This window comes from uncultured Parabacteroides sp. (assembly GCF_947855115.1).
Taxonomy (GTDB): domain Bacteria; phylum Bacteroidota; class Bacteroidia; order Bacteroidales; family Tannerellaceae; genus Parabacteroides.
The window spans coordinates 106,777-123,332 of record NZ_CANTZW010000007.1; the positions used below are offsets into that span (position 1 = coordinate 106,777).

At 47.2% G+C, this 16,556-nt stretch carries 12 protein-coding genes; 5 read left to right on the top strand and 7 right to left on the bottom strand.

What is annotated here, in order from left to right:
• Positions 1-14: 14 nt before the first annotated feature.
• The 6 genes from Q0110_RS06915 to Q0110_RS06940 form a co-directional block, all read right to left on the bottom strand.
• Positions 15-437: a nitrophenyl compound nitroreductase subunit ArsF family protein gene (locus Q0110_RS06915; RefSeq protein ID WP_297904771.1), complete on the bottom strand. Its 423-nt coding sequence runs from the start codon at positions 435-437 to the stop codon at positions 15-17.
• Between the two features lie 11 nt (positions 438-448).
• Complete coding sequence (locus tag Q0110_RS06920) at positions 449-697, bottom strand: thioredoxin family protein (RefSeq protein WP_297904774.1); 249 nt, start codon at positions 695-697, stop codon at positions 449-451.
• A gap of 44 nt (positions 698-741) precedes the next feature.
• A complete protein-coding gene (locus tag Q0110_RS06925; protein ID WP_297904776.1) occupies positions 742-2,472 on the bottom strand; it encodes a DUF6850 family outer membrane beta-barrel protein in 1,731 nt (576 codons plus the stop codon).
• 12 nt (positions 2,473-2,484) lie between these two features.
• Positions 2,485-5,232 (bottom strand): carboxypeptidase-like regulatory domain-containing protein, encoded by a 2,748-nt coding sequence (locus Q0110_RS06930; protein ID WP_297904778.1) that lies wholly within the window; start codon positions 5,230-5,232, stop codon positions 2,485-2,487.
• 13 nt (positions 5,233-5,245) lie between these two features.
• Positions 5,246-6,517: a DUF4876 domain-containing protein gene (locus Q0110_RS06935; RefSeq protein WP_297904781.1), complete on the bottom strand. Its 1,272-nt coding sequence runs from the start codon at positions 6,515-6,517 to the stop codon at positions 5,246-5,248.
• 161 nt (positions 6,518-6,678) lie between these two features.
• A complete protein-coding gene (locus tag Q0110_RS06940; protein ID WP_297904784.1) occupies positions 6,679-7,482 on the bottom strand; it encodes an AraC family transcriptional regulator in 804 nt (267 codons plus the stop codon).
• A gap of 318 nt (positions 7,483-7,800) precedes the next feature.
• Between Q0110_RS06940 and Q0110_RS06945 the strand changes: the two genes are divergently transcribed.
• The 5 genes from Q0110_RS06945 (at position 7,801) to Q0110_RS06965 (ending at position 13,763) form a co-directional block, all read left to right on the top strand.
• Entirely contained in the window at positions 7,801-8,286 is a 486-nt protein-coding gene (locus Q0110_RS06945; RefSeq protein WP_297904791.1) for a GNAT family N-acetyltransferase, read from the top strand.
• Between the two features lie 163 nt (positions 8,287-8,449).
• On the top strand, positions 8,450-10,078 hold the full coding sequence (locus Q0110_RS06950) for a fumarate hydratase (protein ID WP_297904794.1): 1,629 nt from the start codon (positions 8,450-8,452) through the stop codon (positions 10,076-10,078).
• A 594-nt stretch (positions 10,079-10,672) separates the two neighbouring features.
• Entirely contained in the window at positions 10,673-12,412 is a 1,740-nt protein-coding gene (locus Q0110_RS06955) for a tetratricopeptide repeat protein (RefSeq protein WP_297904797.1), read from the top strand.
• Positions 12,413-12,513: 101 nt separating this feature from the next.
• Complete coding sequence (locus tag Q0110_RS06960) at positions 12,514-12,870, top strand: DUF3244 domain-containing protein (RefSeq protein WP_297904800.1); 357 nt, start codon at positions 12,514-12,516, stop codon at positions 12,868-12,870.
• A 269-nt stretch (positions 12,871-13,139) separates the two neighbouring features.
• The gene (locus Q0110_RS06965; RefSeq protein WP_297904803.1) at positions 13,140-13,763 is read left to right on the top strand and encodes a hypothetical protein; all 624 of its coding nucleotides are present in this window, start codon (positions 13,140-13,142) and stop codon (positions 13,761-13,763) included.
• Between the two features lie 490 nt (positions 13,764-14,253).
• On the opposite strand, the gene pnp is transcribed toward Q0110_RS06965, so the two are convergent.
• Positions 14,254-16,494, bottom strand: a complete 2,241-nt coding sequence (gene pnp / locus Q0110_RS06970) for a polyribonucleotide nucleotidyltransferase (protein ID WP_297904806.1) — start codon at positions 16,492-16,494, stop codon at positions 14,254-14,256.
• Positions 16,495-16,556 lie beyond the last annotated feature (62 nt).

Genomic DNA, 16,556 nt, shown 5'->3' on the forward strand with positions numbered 1-16,556 from the left:
CGATCGGTGGTGAATCAGTTGAGAAGCTTCGTTATGTCTTCCGCCAATCGCTTCTTGAAGGCATCCGTGTTGGTCCGGGCGTTTTCGATGGCGAATTTAGAGAGGTTGTTTACGACCTCTTTCCCGTCCGGTGTATGTTTGACAAGTACGAGGGATGTCCAGGCGATCTCATATTTCCGGGCGATCTCCTTGTTCTCCGGTTTGGAGAAATCAATTACCTTGTACACTACCTTTTTCCCTTTTCCCGGTTCCTTGAACAGGTTCTCTACTACATCCTGGGAGTTCTTTTTGATGGCTTGGCAAGTCTGGCATTGTTTTACGCCGTGGAAAACGATAACCTCTACCTGCACCTCGTTCGCATTCTCGTTCGCCCGTATCCCGTTGTTTACGAAGATCATGGCCAGCATGATCAGTGATAATACTCTTAATGTTTTCATTTCTATAAGTTTTAATCGGTTTGTTTAGCTGATTCCAATAGATTCTTGACATGTTGGACAGAAAGGTCTGATCCTGAAGAGACTACCTTCTCGTCGATAATCAACGCGGGCATCTGCAATACCTCGTATTTAAGCGCTTGCGTGATATCATGGATGAACTCTACCTCCAGGTCCCATCCTAATTGGTTTACCGCCTCTTCCACGTTTGCGTATAGCTGGCTACAACATGAGCATCCTGCTCCTAATACTTTAATTTCCATACTGTTTTTCTGTTATAATGATTTCACATGTTAAATAACTCGGTTTAAAACTCGGCGAACACCGCCAGCTTTGTCCAATTGGCGTTGTGTATATCCGGGTCTAGGCTGATCGCGTACCGGCTACTGCCGAGCCCGGAATGTTCGAAACGGTCTCGGTCATACCGGATGTCCGGCAAGCGGTTTCCTCTGACGCAAAGCATCTGCGCCTGCAAGCCGAGCCTCGCGAAGGGGAAATCTCTGGATACGGTAAGCTCGGCTGTCCAGATATCTGCGTTATTGCCGTAATAGGCGTAAGTGGAAAACGCATGCTGGAATTCCGTGTGTTTTTCCATTTCCAGCCCCACACGGTAAACATTGTCGAGCGAATGGCGATGCCCCCAGCAGATCCGCAGGTTGAGATCGAGGCCTTTCCCGCCATAGTCGAGCCCGATACCGGCCGAAGGCGTGATCAGCGCGTTCCTGATCTCGTAGCCTTTGTCCTTGTAGGTCTCGTTGCGCCTAAAGTAATCGATGGCGCCGGATAAGGAGAACGTGTAACGCTCGTTCAGGAAGTAAGAGACTTTCAGGCTCGATTTCCCTTTAAACTTGTTTAATCTGTAGCGGTCTTGGTGGCCGATCTCTTTGTAGTCGTACACGTCTACATCATCTACGACCGAGGATACGTATCGCTCGAACAAGAACTCTCGCCCGTTCTTCAGGCTTGCGTCTACACCGGCCAGGAGGTTGATCCCCCATGTCGCGTTATTCCAAAGCAAGCCGTAATTGAGGTTGAGAAGATGTGTCGAGGCCCTGTACAGATTGAGCTTGTAAGTATACTCCTCTGTGTTCATCCGGTCGTAGTTATATTTGGCTCGGACGTTCATGCGCAATCGTTTTTCTGGGTTGGAATTGAAGGCGAGCGTAACGCCGAGATTATTGATATGATTTTGCTGTTTCGTCGAGTTGAACACCGGGCTGTGTATATAGTCGTACATGCCGAAACCATATTCCACGAAGAAACCGGTGAACTGCCCGCTACGGAAATGCTTCACGTCCATGTGCTGGCGATGGAGCGTATATTCGAGGCCCAAGGAGAATAAATGCTTGTCGTAGGTGTATGCCGCGCCGGTCTTCAAGGTAAGCCACGTAGTGATATTCTCTATGCGGGGATCATTCTGTTTGAAGGCGAAATCGCCGATATACTCGCCCGAAACCCCTAGATCGGTTTGCCCGATCCGGGTGGAGTAGGCGCACAGGATGTTGTATTTCTCGTAATGCGTGTTCCCGCCGGTGGAATCTGCCACGATATAAGGCCAGTACAGGTCGGGATATCGTTGTGTGTTCCACCCGATATGCTTATGTTCTCCCATCGTGAAGCCCACCTTCCCCAGAAAGGTCGAGTTTGCCGAGCGGGTATAGCCATTCGCGCGGACCGACAAATCCCGGAAATTATTCCCCTCGACCGGCAGGTAATCGCCCTCATGCTCGCCAAGGCCTCCTTCCGCGGTCACGAACAAGTTCCGTGCCCGGGCCGCTTGCCTCATCGGGTTATCCGTGAAAAAATAACGCCGGTCTTCTATCATCCCGTGTATTAACGCCGGATTGTCAAGGAAATAGCCTCGTGCCTCAATTTCCGGACGGATGATGTATTCCTTGAACTCCGATTGCGTGGGCGAGTTGGATAGCTCGTACAGGTAACCATTCTGGCCAATCGCCTCCAGGCTGAAGAAAAACACGGAAAGTACCGCTAATATGCCTTTCCTTATTTCCTTTGTATCGAATCTTTTCGTTTTCATGTATTTACCTTCTTAAAAGCTGAATGTCATCTCGGCTCCGAAAAGCGATTTCTTCCAGTTTCTTACATTCTGTTGATATCTGTTCTTGTAACCCGGGTTGATGTCAAGGATATTGTTCACGAAGAAAGAGGCCTTTATCATGCTGTTGAACTCTTTCGTGACCTTGAAGTTCACGGTCAGCGAGATCGGCTCTTTCTCGTAATAAGGTTCCTTGTACAGGTGGTAATGCCGCCAGGTCAGGTCTCCCCCCTTGATCGCTTCCGTGATGGAGGCATCGACCGGGTGGATGATCCCGTCGTGGCCGAAGTAAGAAGACGGATACTCGTCGCCGTTGATCCGTTTATTGTCGTTCAGCCAGATAATCTGGAAGAAAGTCGTGAAGATCATCTTGTACCGCGGGATATTCGTGTTGAGCCATATGTTCGAGTTCAAGATACGGCGGCGGGTTATATCGTCTTTGGCGTAGATACCCACGTAAGGCATCGGCTTGTTGTCGTCTTTGAACTCCGGATGATACTCGACCGGGATGTCGGAGGCGTATCTTGTCTCGTAATAAGCGCCGTTCACCTCGATATGGGTGGAGATTGGTTCTATCTTCGGGAATTTAAGGCGGTATTCGATACCTTTTTTGTCTACTTTCATGCAGTTGCGCACGATCGACATGTTTACGAACGTATTATACGTCTCCTCCACGTAATCCGTCTTCTCCGGTCGCTTGCCGATGATCGCGTTTCCATTGACCGGTTCCATGTATCTTTTGTACGATACCGGGTCGTATTGCGGCGAACTCAGGAACCCCTGTCTCGAGTATTCCTTGAAAAATACGAGCGACAGCAGGTAACCTTCGTATTCTACGTCCCATCCGGCCTCGAGTTTGGTGTTCCGGTTGGGGCGTAAGCCGTAATTGGTCACATCGTATATGCGTGTATTCGTGATCATGTGGTTATTCGGGTCTTCATGTTTGATATAGGCGCTCAGCACGATCAGGTCTTTATATACCTTGTCCGGGTAGATATAATCCAGTGTCGGCATCTTGTTCTCCTGTCCGAAACCGAACCGTAGCATGTTTCTCAGAGACTTGCCGTTTTTGAGCGGCAGGTTGAACGAGAATGCCGTGTTGACGCGAGGCTCGAGGAAGACTTTCCTTAGCTCGGTGTACCTTTCGCTCAGGTTGAACATTTTCGTCGCCCGTACGCCGGCGTTGAGACTGAGGTCGAAATACCGGTTCGAGTGGGTCAGTTGCTCTTCCAGGTAGGCGGCCCCGGTCGAGAGCGCCGGGATGCTGTTGTTGGGAGTGGGCCGCACGTATTCGCTGTTCTCCGGATAAGGAGGGCGAGACATGTCTACGATCGCCCCTTCGCCATAATTCTTGGTATATTTCCATTCTGCCCCATAGATGAGCTTATGCCTGAAAGAACCTGTTTCGAGAAGCGATTCCGCGTTCAGTTGGTTGAGCAAGGCCAGCGGCTTGTTCTCGATCTGGAACGGGCTGTAATAGCGGGAGGGTAGGAATATCCCTTCATTCTCGCCTTCGACGGTAGCGATGGGCGAGGGCAACGGGATTTCCAGTTGGACCAGGCGGTTACGGTCTATCAGGTCGTATGTGTAATCCGCGGACGAGATTAGCTCGAGGTTGTCGACAAAGCGGTTTACCTCCGACAACTTCATTTTCAGGGCCGCCCCGGTACGCGAGTATTTATTCCTGAACGACTCGTTGTATTCTTTGACCAGTTCGTCTTCCTTGGCCTGGTTGAGCGTATAAGTCTCGCTCAGCTTGAGAAAGAGGAACAAGGGGCGTCCGGCCAGCTTGAGAGAGTTATTGTAGGTAACCTGCCCTGTCAGCCGGCTATACTTGCTCATGGGATCTCGGCGATCATCGTGGATAGAGGTATAATCTACCCCGGCGTGAATAAAGCCGAGCGTAGGAGCCAGGCGGAAACCTTTCCCTAAATAGGCCAGTTTGTTCAGCGGGTCCGTTTTCACCCGGAGCTGGAGGGGCGTTTGCCCGATCTTGGAGGTTGTCTGGATCACGCCGGAGGAAAGATTGCCCAGCTTGGCGGATGAGACTCCTTTTATGATTTCTATTTTCTGGATATGGTCGGTAGAGATCGTCTTTAGGTCGATTCCTTTGTTCAGCCCTATGCGGTCGCTGTATTCGTCCGCTGAGCTCATCCCCGCGATTTGCGAGCGAAACCCGTCATTGTCTTGCGCTATGCCGTCCATGACGATCGCCATGCCTAGGGAAGTATTGTCGTCGGCCCCGGATTGGCGCAAGGAGATACGGTTGAAGCCGGTAGCGCTGGATTCTTGGTACAGCCCTCCCGGGATAAGCGTGAGCACGTCGGCTACGGAGGTCGGCTGGATATGTTCCAGCGCCTGTTGGCTTACGACAGCCGAGGTTCCCTTCGAGGATTTGTATTCTGCCATGACGACCACCTCTTCCAGCGCGTAGCTCTGCCTCTCCAGTGTGATATCTATTCTTCCACCCTCTCCGGCTGTTACCGAAACCTGTTTTTCTACGTGGTTCAGGCAGGATACGGTTATGGTATATGTCTCCCCTTGGTTCGCGGGGAATTTAAAGCCTCCGTCAATATCGGAAAGCATGCTGATATTTAGCTCCTTTACGATGACGGTGGCGAAGCCAAGCGGCTCGTTGTCCGGGTCTCTGACGATACCTTCCACGAATGTTTTCCCCGCCAGGGCAGACAGCTCTGGCAGGAAAAACAAGAGCGGAAGAAATATAACGAAAACTCGTCTCATTCCTTCGAAAGGTTTATTGTTTATTTCTCCAGCCTTTAGGGAAGCCTTCGAAGTTACCGCGATGTTCCACTTTCACGTCTGTCGAGGAGTCGTTCGTGTCTATCAGCTTGCCATCTGCCCCGCTAAGCCTGTACAGGTAGGAATTGATGTGGCAGGATGGGCCGAGAGTCGCTTCGATCATGCCCTTGTCTACAGTTTCCGGCAGTGATTTCGACACGAAGTTACCCCAGTAAGGAGTCGTGGAGGATTTTGTCTCGATACCGTCGATGATTAGCTTGGTCGGGACTTTGTAGCCGTGGTATTCGGCGATCTCCGCGTCTACCTTGGCTTTTTCTTTGTAAGAGATCTCGTTCTCCTGCTTGAACTGGTCCCAATCGATGCCGCTACCGTCGAAGATGAATACCGGACGGATTCCGTACGGGTGCATCCATCCCGTCACGCCATTGGGCAGGTTGTTCGATATCTTGATCAGGTTGGGTACCTCCGGGTTGTCTGTCACCTTGCCATCCATGCGGGCATCCTCGTCCGCCAGCTCGAAGTCGGCCCCGGATAAGTCCGCCGGTATACCGGTATCTTTTTCCGGGTTCTTCTCATACAGCTCCGCGTGGTTGAGGGCAGAGGAGGCGATCACGTATACCTCGCCCGGTTTCAACCCGTATGTCTTCCCGTCGCCGGGTATCTGGTACATGTTGGCTACCGCCACGTAGTCGGGCAATAGCTCGGTCAGTGTCTCGCAAGGCAGGGAGTTCATGCGGGATGATTGGGCGATTACCAGCCCGTCGACAAAGATCTCTTTGTCCGAGTTGTTGGCGATCACGACGTATTGGTCCGGATGTTGCATCTTGCCTGCGTATGTGCCGCCGTTGTAGAATATCTCTTTCAAGACGATCCCGTCCATCGTGCCGCTATACTGCTTTACGATATGCCGTACCTCGACGTTTACGGTCTTGTCTTCGCTGTATTGTACGATACCGGTTGTACCCGAGAAATCTTTACCGTCGGCGCTACCGCTGATCTCGATGCCATAACTGCCTTTATCTAATGAGAACTCGGCGGTTCCGGCTTGCGATAATTTGCCGGTTTGCTTGGAACCGTCTCTTTCGGAGGAGATCGTAACCTCGAACGTGGAATAATCGGCCACTTTATCATCTTCAGCCGGAGCTGTCGCCTGGACCGTCAGTTTTATTTTCTCATCGGCCGGGATGTCCGGGTCATCTCCGCAGGCCGTGAAAAGTATGGCAAGAATCGCGAGCAATGAAAATTTTGAATACGTAATAAATCTCATTTTGTTTACTATTTATTTGATGTAATACTTCTTGAAAAAAGTAGCTACTCTTTTTCATGTCGCGAAAATACATTGCCGGTATATATCCGTACTTACACAAATTAAACGTTGAATGGTACATTTCGGAAGTGGGTCGCCGGGAAGTAGGGGAGGGATGATGGCTACTCCTCCAGCAAGGTGTTGAAGTGCGTTTTATACTCCTCCGGGGTATATCGGGTCTGGCGTTTGAAGAAGCGGGTGAAATACGAAGGTTCGTTGAATCCGAGTTTGTCGGCTATTTCCTTGAAAGACAATTTATCCGCTGCGATCTCTCTCTTTATCTCCAACACCAGCCTCTCTTGCAAGAGGTCCTTGATGGTTTTCCCCAGCACTTTTTTGGAAAGGTCGTTGGCCGCTTTTTCCGATAGCGATATTTGTTGGGCGTAGAAAGAGACCTCTTTGTGTTCCGTGAAGTTACTCTCTATCAGATCCAGCAAGTCCGCGGCTTTTTTCTTGTATCCGCAGCACGGGTTCTTGCTGAGTATGGGGCCCAGGTGGATGAACAAGGCCTTGAAATAAGCCTCCATCAAAGGGTAACGGCATCCTTCCTTATATTCGGTCAATACCAAGCTCACCAATGAACGGCAGATATCGCATTTCCGCTGGTTTATGATAGAATTGATGGCGAATGTCGAGCGAGGATAGACATCGACGGAAACGATCGAATGGAAGAACTCCTTCGAGAGAGCGATTACCGTCCCCTTTTTCCCCGTGCGGTCGATCCGGTGCAATTGCCCGGCAGAGATAAAGAAAAAGCTATCGTCCAAGATCGGGTATTCCCCGAAATCGATCTGAATCTCGTCGGCTCCTTTCGTTTCCGAGAACCAGATCAGCTCGTAATAATCGTGCCGGTGGATATTCGCCCGGTTGTATTCCTCTGTTTCCTCTATGGCCGTTACGTTTATGAAGTTATTTCCCGTCTCCATGATCCCTCTCTCCTGAAATACCCGTTAAAAAGGTAAAAGCTATCCGTGTCTTTGAAACAGCGAAATTATAGAGGCCCCGATTATCCCGCAATACCTAAATATTGCTATTTGAGCGATAAAAATACCTAATAACAGGATACGGATGGAGATGTCTGACGGTTGCGTTCGTATATCTCGGTACATAAACGACCGTAGTAATTTCTTGGGGTATCCATTGCTTTCCCGTGTCGGCAATATAGTTGCAACCTATAGGGTATTCTCGCGAGATAATGAGTATTTTCGCGATAATGGTTTATACAATAAAAAAGCATGAATAAAATGGACGGTCATATTATAATCCGGGAATACCGTACGGCAGATAGGGAGGCTGTGATGAACCTGATAAGATTGAATATTCCCACGTATTTTGCCGCGGAGGAAGAGCTTGACTTGGCCCGGTATCTGGATGAGGAAGTGGAGCTTTATTACGTCTTGCTTTTTGATGGGACGATCGTGGGGTGTGGAGGAATAAATTTCGCTGATAACCGGACGACGGGAAGAATAAGCTGGGATATAGTTCACCCCGCCTATCAAGGGAAGTCGCTGGGAACAAGGCTGCTCAGATATAGGATAGAGAAACTCAAAAGCATCGATAGCATCCAAAAAATAACGGTGCGTACATCGCAATTGGTTTATAAATTCTATGAAAAGCAAGGATTTGTCTTGCTCGAGACCCAAAAAGATTATTGGGCCGCTGGCTTGGATATGTATAAAATGGAATACCAAGCCCTTTTCGCGAGTCATATGCCGACCGACAGGGTATAGTCGGCCTCTGCGATACATAGATGGCCGATACGGAAGCGAGTGCCTCATTCTTAGCGAATCTACACTTTTTTTTGAGGTTATTCCGTAGAATTTATGTAAGTTTGCCAATCGAAAAGAATAAGCGATCTTAAATAAAACCAATATATAATTAAATTCTAAAGATATGGCAACACCTCCGTTTCACTATGAGCCGATGTTCCAAAAGGGACCGGACACTACAGAGTATTATTTGCTTACAAAAGATTATGTTTCCGTTTCTGAGTTTGAAGGAAAACCGATCTTGAAAATCGAGAAAGAAGGTCTGACCGCTATGGCTAACGCCGCTTTCCGCGACGTATCCTTCATGCTTCGCCGTTCTCATAACGAGCAGGTCGCGAAGATCCTGAGCGATCCGGAAGCTACGGACAACGATAAGTACGTGGCCTTGACATTCCTTCGCAACGCCGAGGTAGCGGCTAAGGGCGTACTTCCTTTCTGCCAGGATACCGGTACGGCTATTATCCACGGCGAGAAAGGACAGCAGGTATGGACGGGCTACTGCGATGAGGAAGCGCTTTCCCTGGGTGTTTACAAGACCTACACGGAAGAGAATCTTCGCTACTCCCAGAACGCCCCGCTTACTATGTACGACGAGGTTAATACGAAATGTAACTTGCCGGCCCAGATCGACATCGAGGCTACGGAAGGCATGGAGTATGAGTTTCTTTGCGTGACAAAGGGAGGTGGTTCCGCCAATAAGACTTATTTGTACCAAGAGACAAAAGCGATCTTGAACCCGGGCACGTTGGTTCCCTTCCTCGTAGAGAAGATCAAGACGTTGGGTACGGCCGCTTGTCCTCCGTATCATATCGCGATCGTGATTGGCGGTACTTCCGCTGAGAAGAATTTATTGACGGTGAAGTTGGCTTCCACTCGTTTCTACGACAGCTTGCCTACGACCGGTAGCGAGGGTGGCCGCGCTTTCCGCGACGTGGAGTTGGAGAAAGAGGTATTGGCAGCCGCGCAGAATATTGGCTTGGGCGCTCAATTCGGCGGTAAATATTTGGCTCACGATGTCCGTATCATCCGTTTACCTCGCCACGGCGCTTCTTGCCCGGTAGGTTTGGGTGTAAGTTGCTCCGCTGACCGTAATATTAAATGTAAGATCAATAAGGAAGGTATCTGGATCGAGAAGTTGGATAGCCATCCCGGCGAATTGATTCCGGAGGAACTTCGCCAAGCGGGTGAGGGCGACGCTGTCAAGATCAACTTGAACCAACCGATGGCGGATATCTTGAAGGAATTGGATAAATATCCGGTATCTACTCGTCTGTCGTTGAACGGAACGATCATCGTAGGCCGCGATATCGCTCACGCTAAGTTGAAGGAGCGTCTGGATCGTGGCGAGGATCTTCCCCAATACATTAAGGATCATCCTATTTATTACGCGGGTCCGGCTAAGACTCCGGCAGGTATGGCTTGTGGCTCTATGGGCCCGACGACCGCGGGCCGTATGGACTCATACGTCGACTTGTTCCAGAGCCACGGCGGTAGCATGATCATGTTGGCGAAGGGTAACCGCAGCCAGCAAGTTACGGACGCTTGTAAGAACCACGGCGGTTTCTACCTAGGATCTATCGGTGGCCCCGCCGCTATCTTGGCGCAGAACAATATCAAGAGCATCGAGTGCATGGAATATCCGGAATTGGGTATGGAAGCGATCTGGAAGATCGAGGTAGAGAACTTCCCCGCGTTTATCTTGGTAGATAACAAGGGTAACGACTTCTTCAAGCAGATCAAGCCTCGTTGCTGATTTCTTGATCGGTAAAGATAAATGGAAAGCGGTATCCGGCGGCAGGCTGGATACCGCTTTTTTGTGCTTAAAAAAAGACGTACGTGTTTTCCGGAAAACATGTACGACTTTTTCCAAAGACACGTACGTGTTTTTTTTATAAGTTTCCCTGCCATTCAAAAAGCTGGAACTTACTTTTAGAGATAGCAAGAAGTACTCGAATTTGTTAAGAGTAGAAAGCAAATTATACGCTTTCGTGTTAAGAGTGGAAAGCAAAACCGGGCAATAGCTGATGGATACTTGTTTTATAGCTATTGGATACATTGTCGGAGGCCGCTATATTTTATGATTCTCGCCATCGATGAGGGTGTGTCAAATATCGGTATTCATGGGACTCAGATGACTCGGACGAGCGCAAATATTATTAATTATCAACTAAATAAGTCTGCGTGTTCTGAGTCGTCTGAGTCCGGTAATATCAATTTGACATACCCTCAAGTATCTAATTGGAATGCTTTTTATGGATAGCTCTTTGAGTGTTTATATATATGTTAACGAAACAATTCAGCTTTAATTCTTTACCTTTGCGCCTATTAAGCTATAAATCTGATTTTAATGTCTTATATCTACATCCTTTTGGTTTCGCTCTTGCTATCGGTCTTCCATGCTTGCGATTATCGGGAGAAGCCTTATCCGGCTACCTTGTTGCGGATCGATTCTCTCGCAAATACGAATCCAGAGGAAGCCCGGCCTTTGCTGGAGCGGTTGCGTGACAGTCTCTCGTATTTTGGTGCGGAGCAATGTATGTATTATGATCTGCTTGCTCTGAAGGTCGATGATAAGATGTATGTCCGGCATACGTCCGATTCATTGATCAAGCGAATCACCGCTTTCTATGAGAAGTATGGTGATCGGGACAAGCTACTGGAGTCTTATTATTATATGGGACGTGTCTATCGGGATTTGCATGATGCCCCGGAAGCGTTGAAGTATTTCCAAAAGGCATTGGATGTGGCGGGGGATACGGAGAAGTATGTACTTGTATCTAAAGTATATTCTCAAATGGGGATGCTGTATAATTACCAAAATGTATATGAAGAGGCGATCCATATGCATGAGAAGGCTTATCAATACAAATTATTGGCGGGGGATAGTGCGACTTTGTCTTTGGTGACAAGAGATATTGCTCGTGTTTATGAAAAGATAGGTAAAGAGGATAGTGCGGTTATATATTATCAAGAGGCTGCGAACTTGGCTAAGAATATGAGACAAAGGCATCATTTTTCAGGAATATTGACAGAATTGGGTGATCTTTATAGGGAATTAGCTCTTTATGATAAAGCTCTAAGTTGTTTATATGAGTCATCGAGAGATTCATTGAACCGGAATATGTATCCTACTTATTCAACCTTAGGGCATATCTATTTAGAGATCGGAAAATTGGACTCTGCGGATTATTATTTGCGGAAATGTTTGGACAGCCCGGATTTATATGTTAAAGCAAGCGTTTATAAATATTTGTCGTTTTTGTCAGAGTATAAATCTGCTTATAAAGCATCTGTTCGTTATGCTCGTTTATATCAAGAGACGCAAGATTCCATCCAATCAATAACTGCTTCGGAAGAAATTCGTAAAATGGCTTCCTTGTATAACTATCAGAAACGGGAGAAAGAGAATCTGCATTTGCGGGAAGTGAATGACCGTGTACGAATTCAGATTTATCAAGTGATAACGCTTTTAGGGATGGCCTCTGCCTTAATGGCCTTATTTGTATATCGTTTTAAGAGGCAAAAAGACCGTGCGGCACTACAAGTTCGTATCTTGAGCCAAGAAAAGCAGGAGCAATACGAGAGAAGTTTGCAATGCATAGAGGAAAATAACGCAAAGATGGCTAATCTGGAGTTACTATTGTCTCAAAAGAAAGATAATGAGAATTCTTTGTTGCAAGTTCGAAAGGAATTGCTCCAAGTGACAAACGAGCGCATCCAATTGAAGCGTTCGGAAAGGGATTTATTAGAGATCGATTTGAGGCATTCCGATATCTATCAAAAATTCCATTCGGCTATTGAATCCGATCTGAAGATATTAGATGCGGATTGGCAGTCGCTCCAACAGGCATTGGATCTGACATATGATAACCTCACGGAACGCTTGTGCGACTTATACTCCGATTTATCTTCTATAGAACTCCGGATTTGCTACTTAATCAAGGTTTCTATCCGGGTAACGGACATGGCGATTCTATTAAATCGTTCCAAGTCCTCGATCTCTTCTGCCCGTTCCCGGCTTTATTATAAACTGACAGGAGAAGAAGGGACTCCGAATGATTTGGATCAATTTATCGTTGATTTTTAGACTCATACCATTTGACGAACAAAAAGCGACCAAGATGCGAACAGAGTTCGCAGGCTTTTTGTTGCCTATCTCATACTTTTGCGGTCAAAAAAAGGAATGATATGAAAAAGATTTTATTTTTGGCTTGCTTATTAAGTAGTGTATGTGTGTCTAGCTATCCTATGGTTGTGGCAGATAATGATAAAAATGATTATGACAAGGCGGAAGACCGTTCAATTCCTCATAGCCAAGTAAGATTGGAGATTGTAAATGATGGAATCATGTTCCATTTTATGAAACCATTAGACAATGTGTTTATACAAATTGTTGATGATAGTGGGATGCTTGTATATGAAGAGTCTGTACCTCTTTCTACTTCTCGGAACTATTATATCCCCATGCAAGAAGTTCTGTCTAAATCTTATTTAATAAGAGTAGAAGGAGATAATATCCATGAAGAGTTTTCTATTCTTTTCTAAGTGAATCCATTTTTTATTCAAATTATTTTATATGAGAACAATTATTTTGTCTGCATGCGTAATGGCATGTATCCTTGCGTCTTGTAATAACGAAGATGCAACAAGTGCTTTGGAACAGCAAGAATTTTCAAAAACGATTAATCTTGCGGGTAATTGTACAGGCTAAACGAAGATCATGGCTTGGATATAAGGTTTGTGATCGTTTGTTTAGTCTGTACTTGGTTTGCTATCCGGTAATTTTAGTAATAACATAAAAATTAGTGATGAGGATGTTGAGAATTTCTTTGTTTTGTATTGCGCTGTTTCTGGTTACGATATCTTCTTTCTCACAAGAGAGATTGATTTCATCTGGTTTATTGTTGAGTGGTGGTGCGGGAACACTGGATTACGAGTTTATAGATGATTTGAAGGCTGATCAACTTGGCGAGTCTTTCGATGATACATATAATTATGATCTCCATTTGGGATACCGTTTTCGTTTGCGGCAGAATCATTGGTTGTTTTGGGACTTGGATGCTCTATTAGGAATGAAAAGTGTACAGAAAGGGACATTATTGGATTTCAGTGAGATTTATACGCAATATCAAGTGGGAAAACGGCATTTGAATTATTATATAGCACTCTCACCCTCTCTTAATGCTTCTATCTATAAAGGATTATACATAGGCATCGGGGCTGAGCCTACCGCCTATTTCTATCGGAGTGTAGATAGCGGTGTGGGATTCGATCTGCCTGCTACCTTGAAGATCGGTTACGATTTAGGCTGTGTCGGTATAGAAGGTTCCGTTAAAATAGGATTATTACGTCATTCCGTGGAGAACTTGTTGGATAGGAACCGGAGGAAAGAATTTCAGCTATCGATTTATATACCTCTGCGGAAGATCTTACCATAGATTCTACCGGGAAATGGGTATTTTCTATAAGAGAGCAAACAGTTCTCTTAGGGAAAACTAATGTTTCGTAAGTACTAAACTAAGGTTTCCTCATGAGAAAACAAATGTTTCCATAGCGGAAAACTTTTGTTTTATACCAAGAAAAACTATAAATATCTATTATTTAATTTCTTGAATAATATAGAAAGCATGATCAAACAGATAGTCTGCCGGCTGAGCAAGGTCTACGTCTTCGGTCGCTTCTTGAGAAAGATAGGACTAATGATACGGTTGGCGAGTAGGGGATGATTGTATTTAGTGGTTGAAAAGTAGTGAATGGTGGTAGATACAAACCAATAGTGGTAGATGCTATTTATCTACCACCACTCGATAAATTACTTATGACCAATTGCTTATAGCTATAGTTGTAGGTGTGGTAGATGATTTGATAAAAAAATCCCGGATAGCCTTCAATCTACCCGGGATTATATATAATGTATAAGACCTTGTCTTAGTCTCTGTATTCCCTGCGAGGTCCGCGATCACCACGATCCTGACGAGGACCACGGTCTCCACGGTCTTGGCGAGGTCCACGATCGCCTCTTTCCGGTCTCGGCGGACGTTCTTCGTAACCTTCGGGTTTCGGAAGCAATACCTTGCGGGAAAGTTTGAACTTGCCTGTCTTCGGATCGATATCAACCAACTTGACAGAGACCGTATCACCTTCCTTCAAGCCTGCTTGCTCGACAGTCTCCAGACGTTTCCAGTCGATCTCGGAAATGTGAAGCAAACCATCCTTGCCCGGCATAAACTCAACAAATGCGCCGTAAGGCATGATAGAAGAGATCTTACCCTCATAAACCTCACCGATCTCGGGAACCGCCACGATAGCCTTGATCGCTTTGATAGCCGCTTCGATCGTAGCCTTGTTCGTGCTGGATATCTCGATCTTTCCTACGCCGTCTACCTCATCGATAGAAACCGTGGCTCCGGTCTTCTCTTGGATACCTTGGATGATCTTACCACCCGGGCCGATTACCGCGCCGATGAATTCCTTACCGATCGTCATCGTCTCGATACGAGGCGCATGAGGTTTCAAATCCTCACGAGCTTCCGGTTGAGCTTCCAATATCTTATCCAAGATGTACATACGGCCTTCCTTAGCCTGGGCCAAGGCATTTTCGAGAATCTCGTAAGATAAACCGTCTACCTTGATGTCCATCTGGGTAGCCGTGATACCGTCTTTCGTACCCGTTACCTTGAAGTCCATATCACCCAAGTGATCCTCGTCGCCTAGGATATCAGACAATATCGCGTAGTTCGTACCCTTGTTCTCGGAAATCAATCCCATGGCGATACCGGATACCGGTTTCTTCATCGGGACACCTGCGTCTCTCAAAGCCAAGGTGCCGGCACAAACCGTAGCCATAGAGGAAGAACCGTTAGACTCTAGGATATCGGAGATTACACGTACCACATACGGGTAGTTGTCCGGGATCATACGTTTCAGAGCACGGTGAGCCAAGTTGCCGTGCCCGATCTCCCGACGGCCTACGCCGCGCGTAGCCTTTGCCTCGCCTGTGGAGAATGGGGGGAAGTTATAGTGAAGCAGGAAACGCTCGTATCCGTGATTCAATACGTCGTCTACTATCTTCTCGTCGGATTTCGTGCCTAAGGTAACCGTAGACAAAGACTGGGTCTCGCCACGTGTGAAGATCGCGGAACCGTGAGGACCCGGTAGGCAGTCTGTCTCGATCCAGATCGGACGGATCTCGGTGGTCTTACGGCCATCCAAACGCTTACCCTCGTCGAGGATGGCGCGGCGCATAGCCTCTTTCTCCACGTCGTGATAGTAACGGCCGATCATTTCCAGCTTCTCGTCGGTCAGCTCCTCCTCGGAGAATTGAGCCTTGTATTCCTCTACGATTTTCTCGAACGCCTCGCTACGCTCCTGCTTGCCGCTGCCTGATGTGGCTATGGCGTAAGCCTTTGCGTAACATTTATCGTGTACGTCTTTACGTAACTCCTCGTCGTTTACCTCGTGGCAGTATTCGCGTTTCACCAATTTGCCGCAAGCCTCGGATAATTCCAACTGGGCCTTGCATTGTATCTTGATGGCCTCGTGAGCGACCTTGATAGCTTCGAGCATCTCAGACTCCTGAACCTCGTTCATCTCTCCTTCCACCATCATGATGTTGTCTATGGTAGCGGCCACCATGATATCGATGTCAGCTTTCTCCAATTCCGCGGAAGTAGGGTTGACGATGAATTTCCCATCCGTACGGGCTACGCGAACCTCGGAGATCGGCCCGTTGAAAGGTATGTCGGAAACGGCCAAGGCCGCGGAAGCGGCCAATCCCGCTAGAGCGTCCGGCAAGTCTTCGCCATCCGTGGAGAACAATATGATATTCACATATACCTCGGCGTGGTAATTGTCCGGGAAAAGAGGACGCAACGCACGGTCTACTAAGCGAGCTGTAAGGATTTCATAGTCGGAAGCTTTTCCTTCTCTTTTTGTAAAACCTCCGGGAAAACGCCCAAAAGCGGAGTATTTCTCTTTGTATTCTACTTGCAACGGCATGAAGTCAACACCCGGGTTCGCATCTTTGGCGGCGCAAACAGTGGCGAGCAACACGGTGTTGTTCATACGGACGGTAACCGCTCCGTCCGCCTGTTTCGCCAATTTCCCGGTTTCGATGGTAATGGTTCTTCCATCACCCAACTCGATCGTCTTGTTAATTGGATTAAGCATAATCTTTTTTCTTATTTTTCTATCTGTCAAAAATTGGTGCAAATGTAATGAAAGTTTACCTG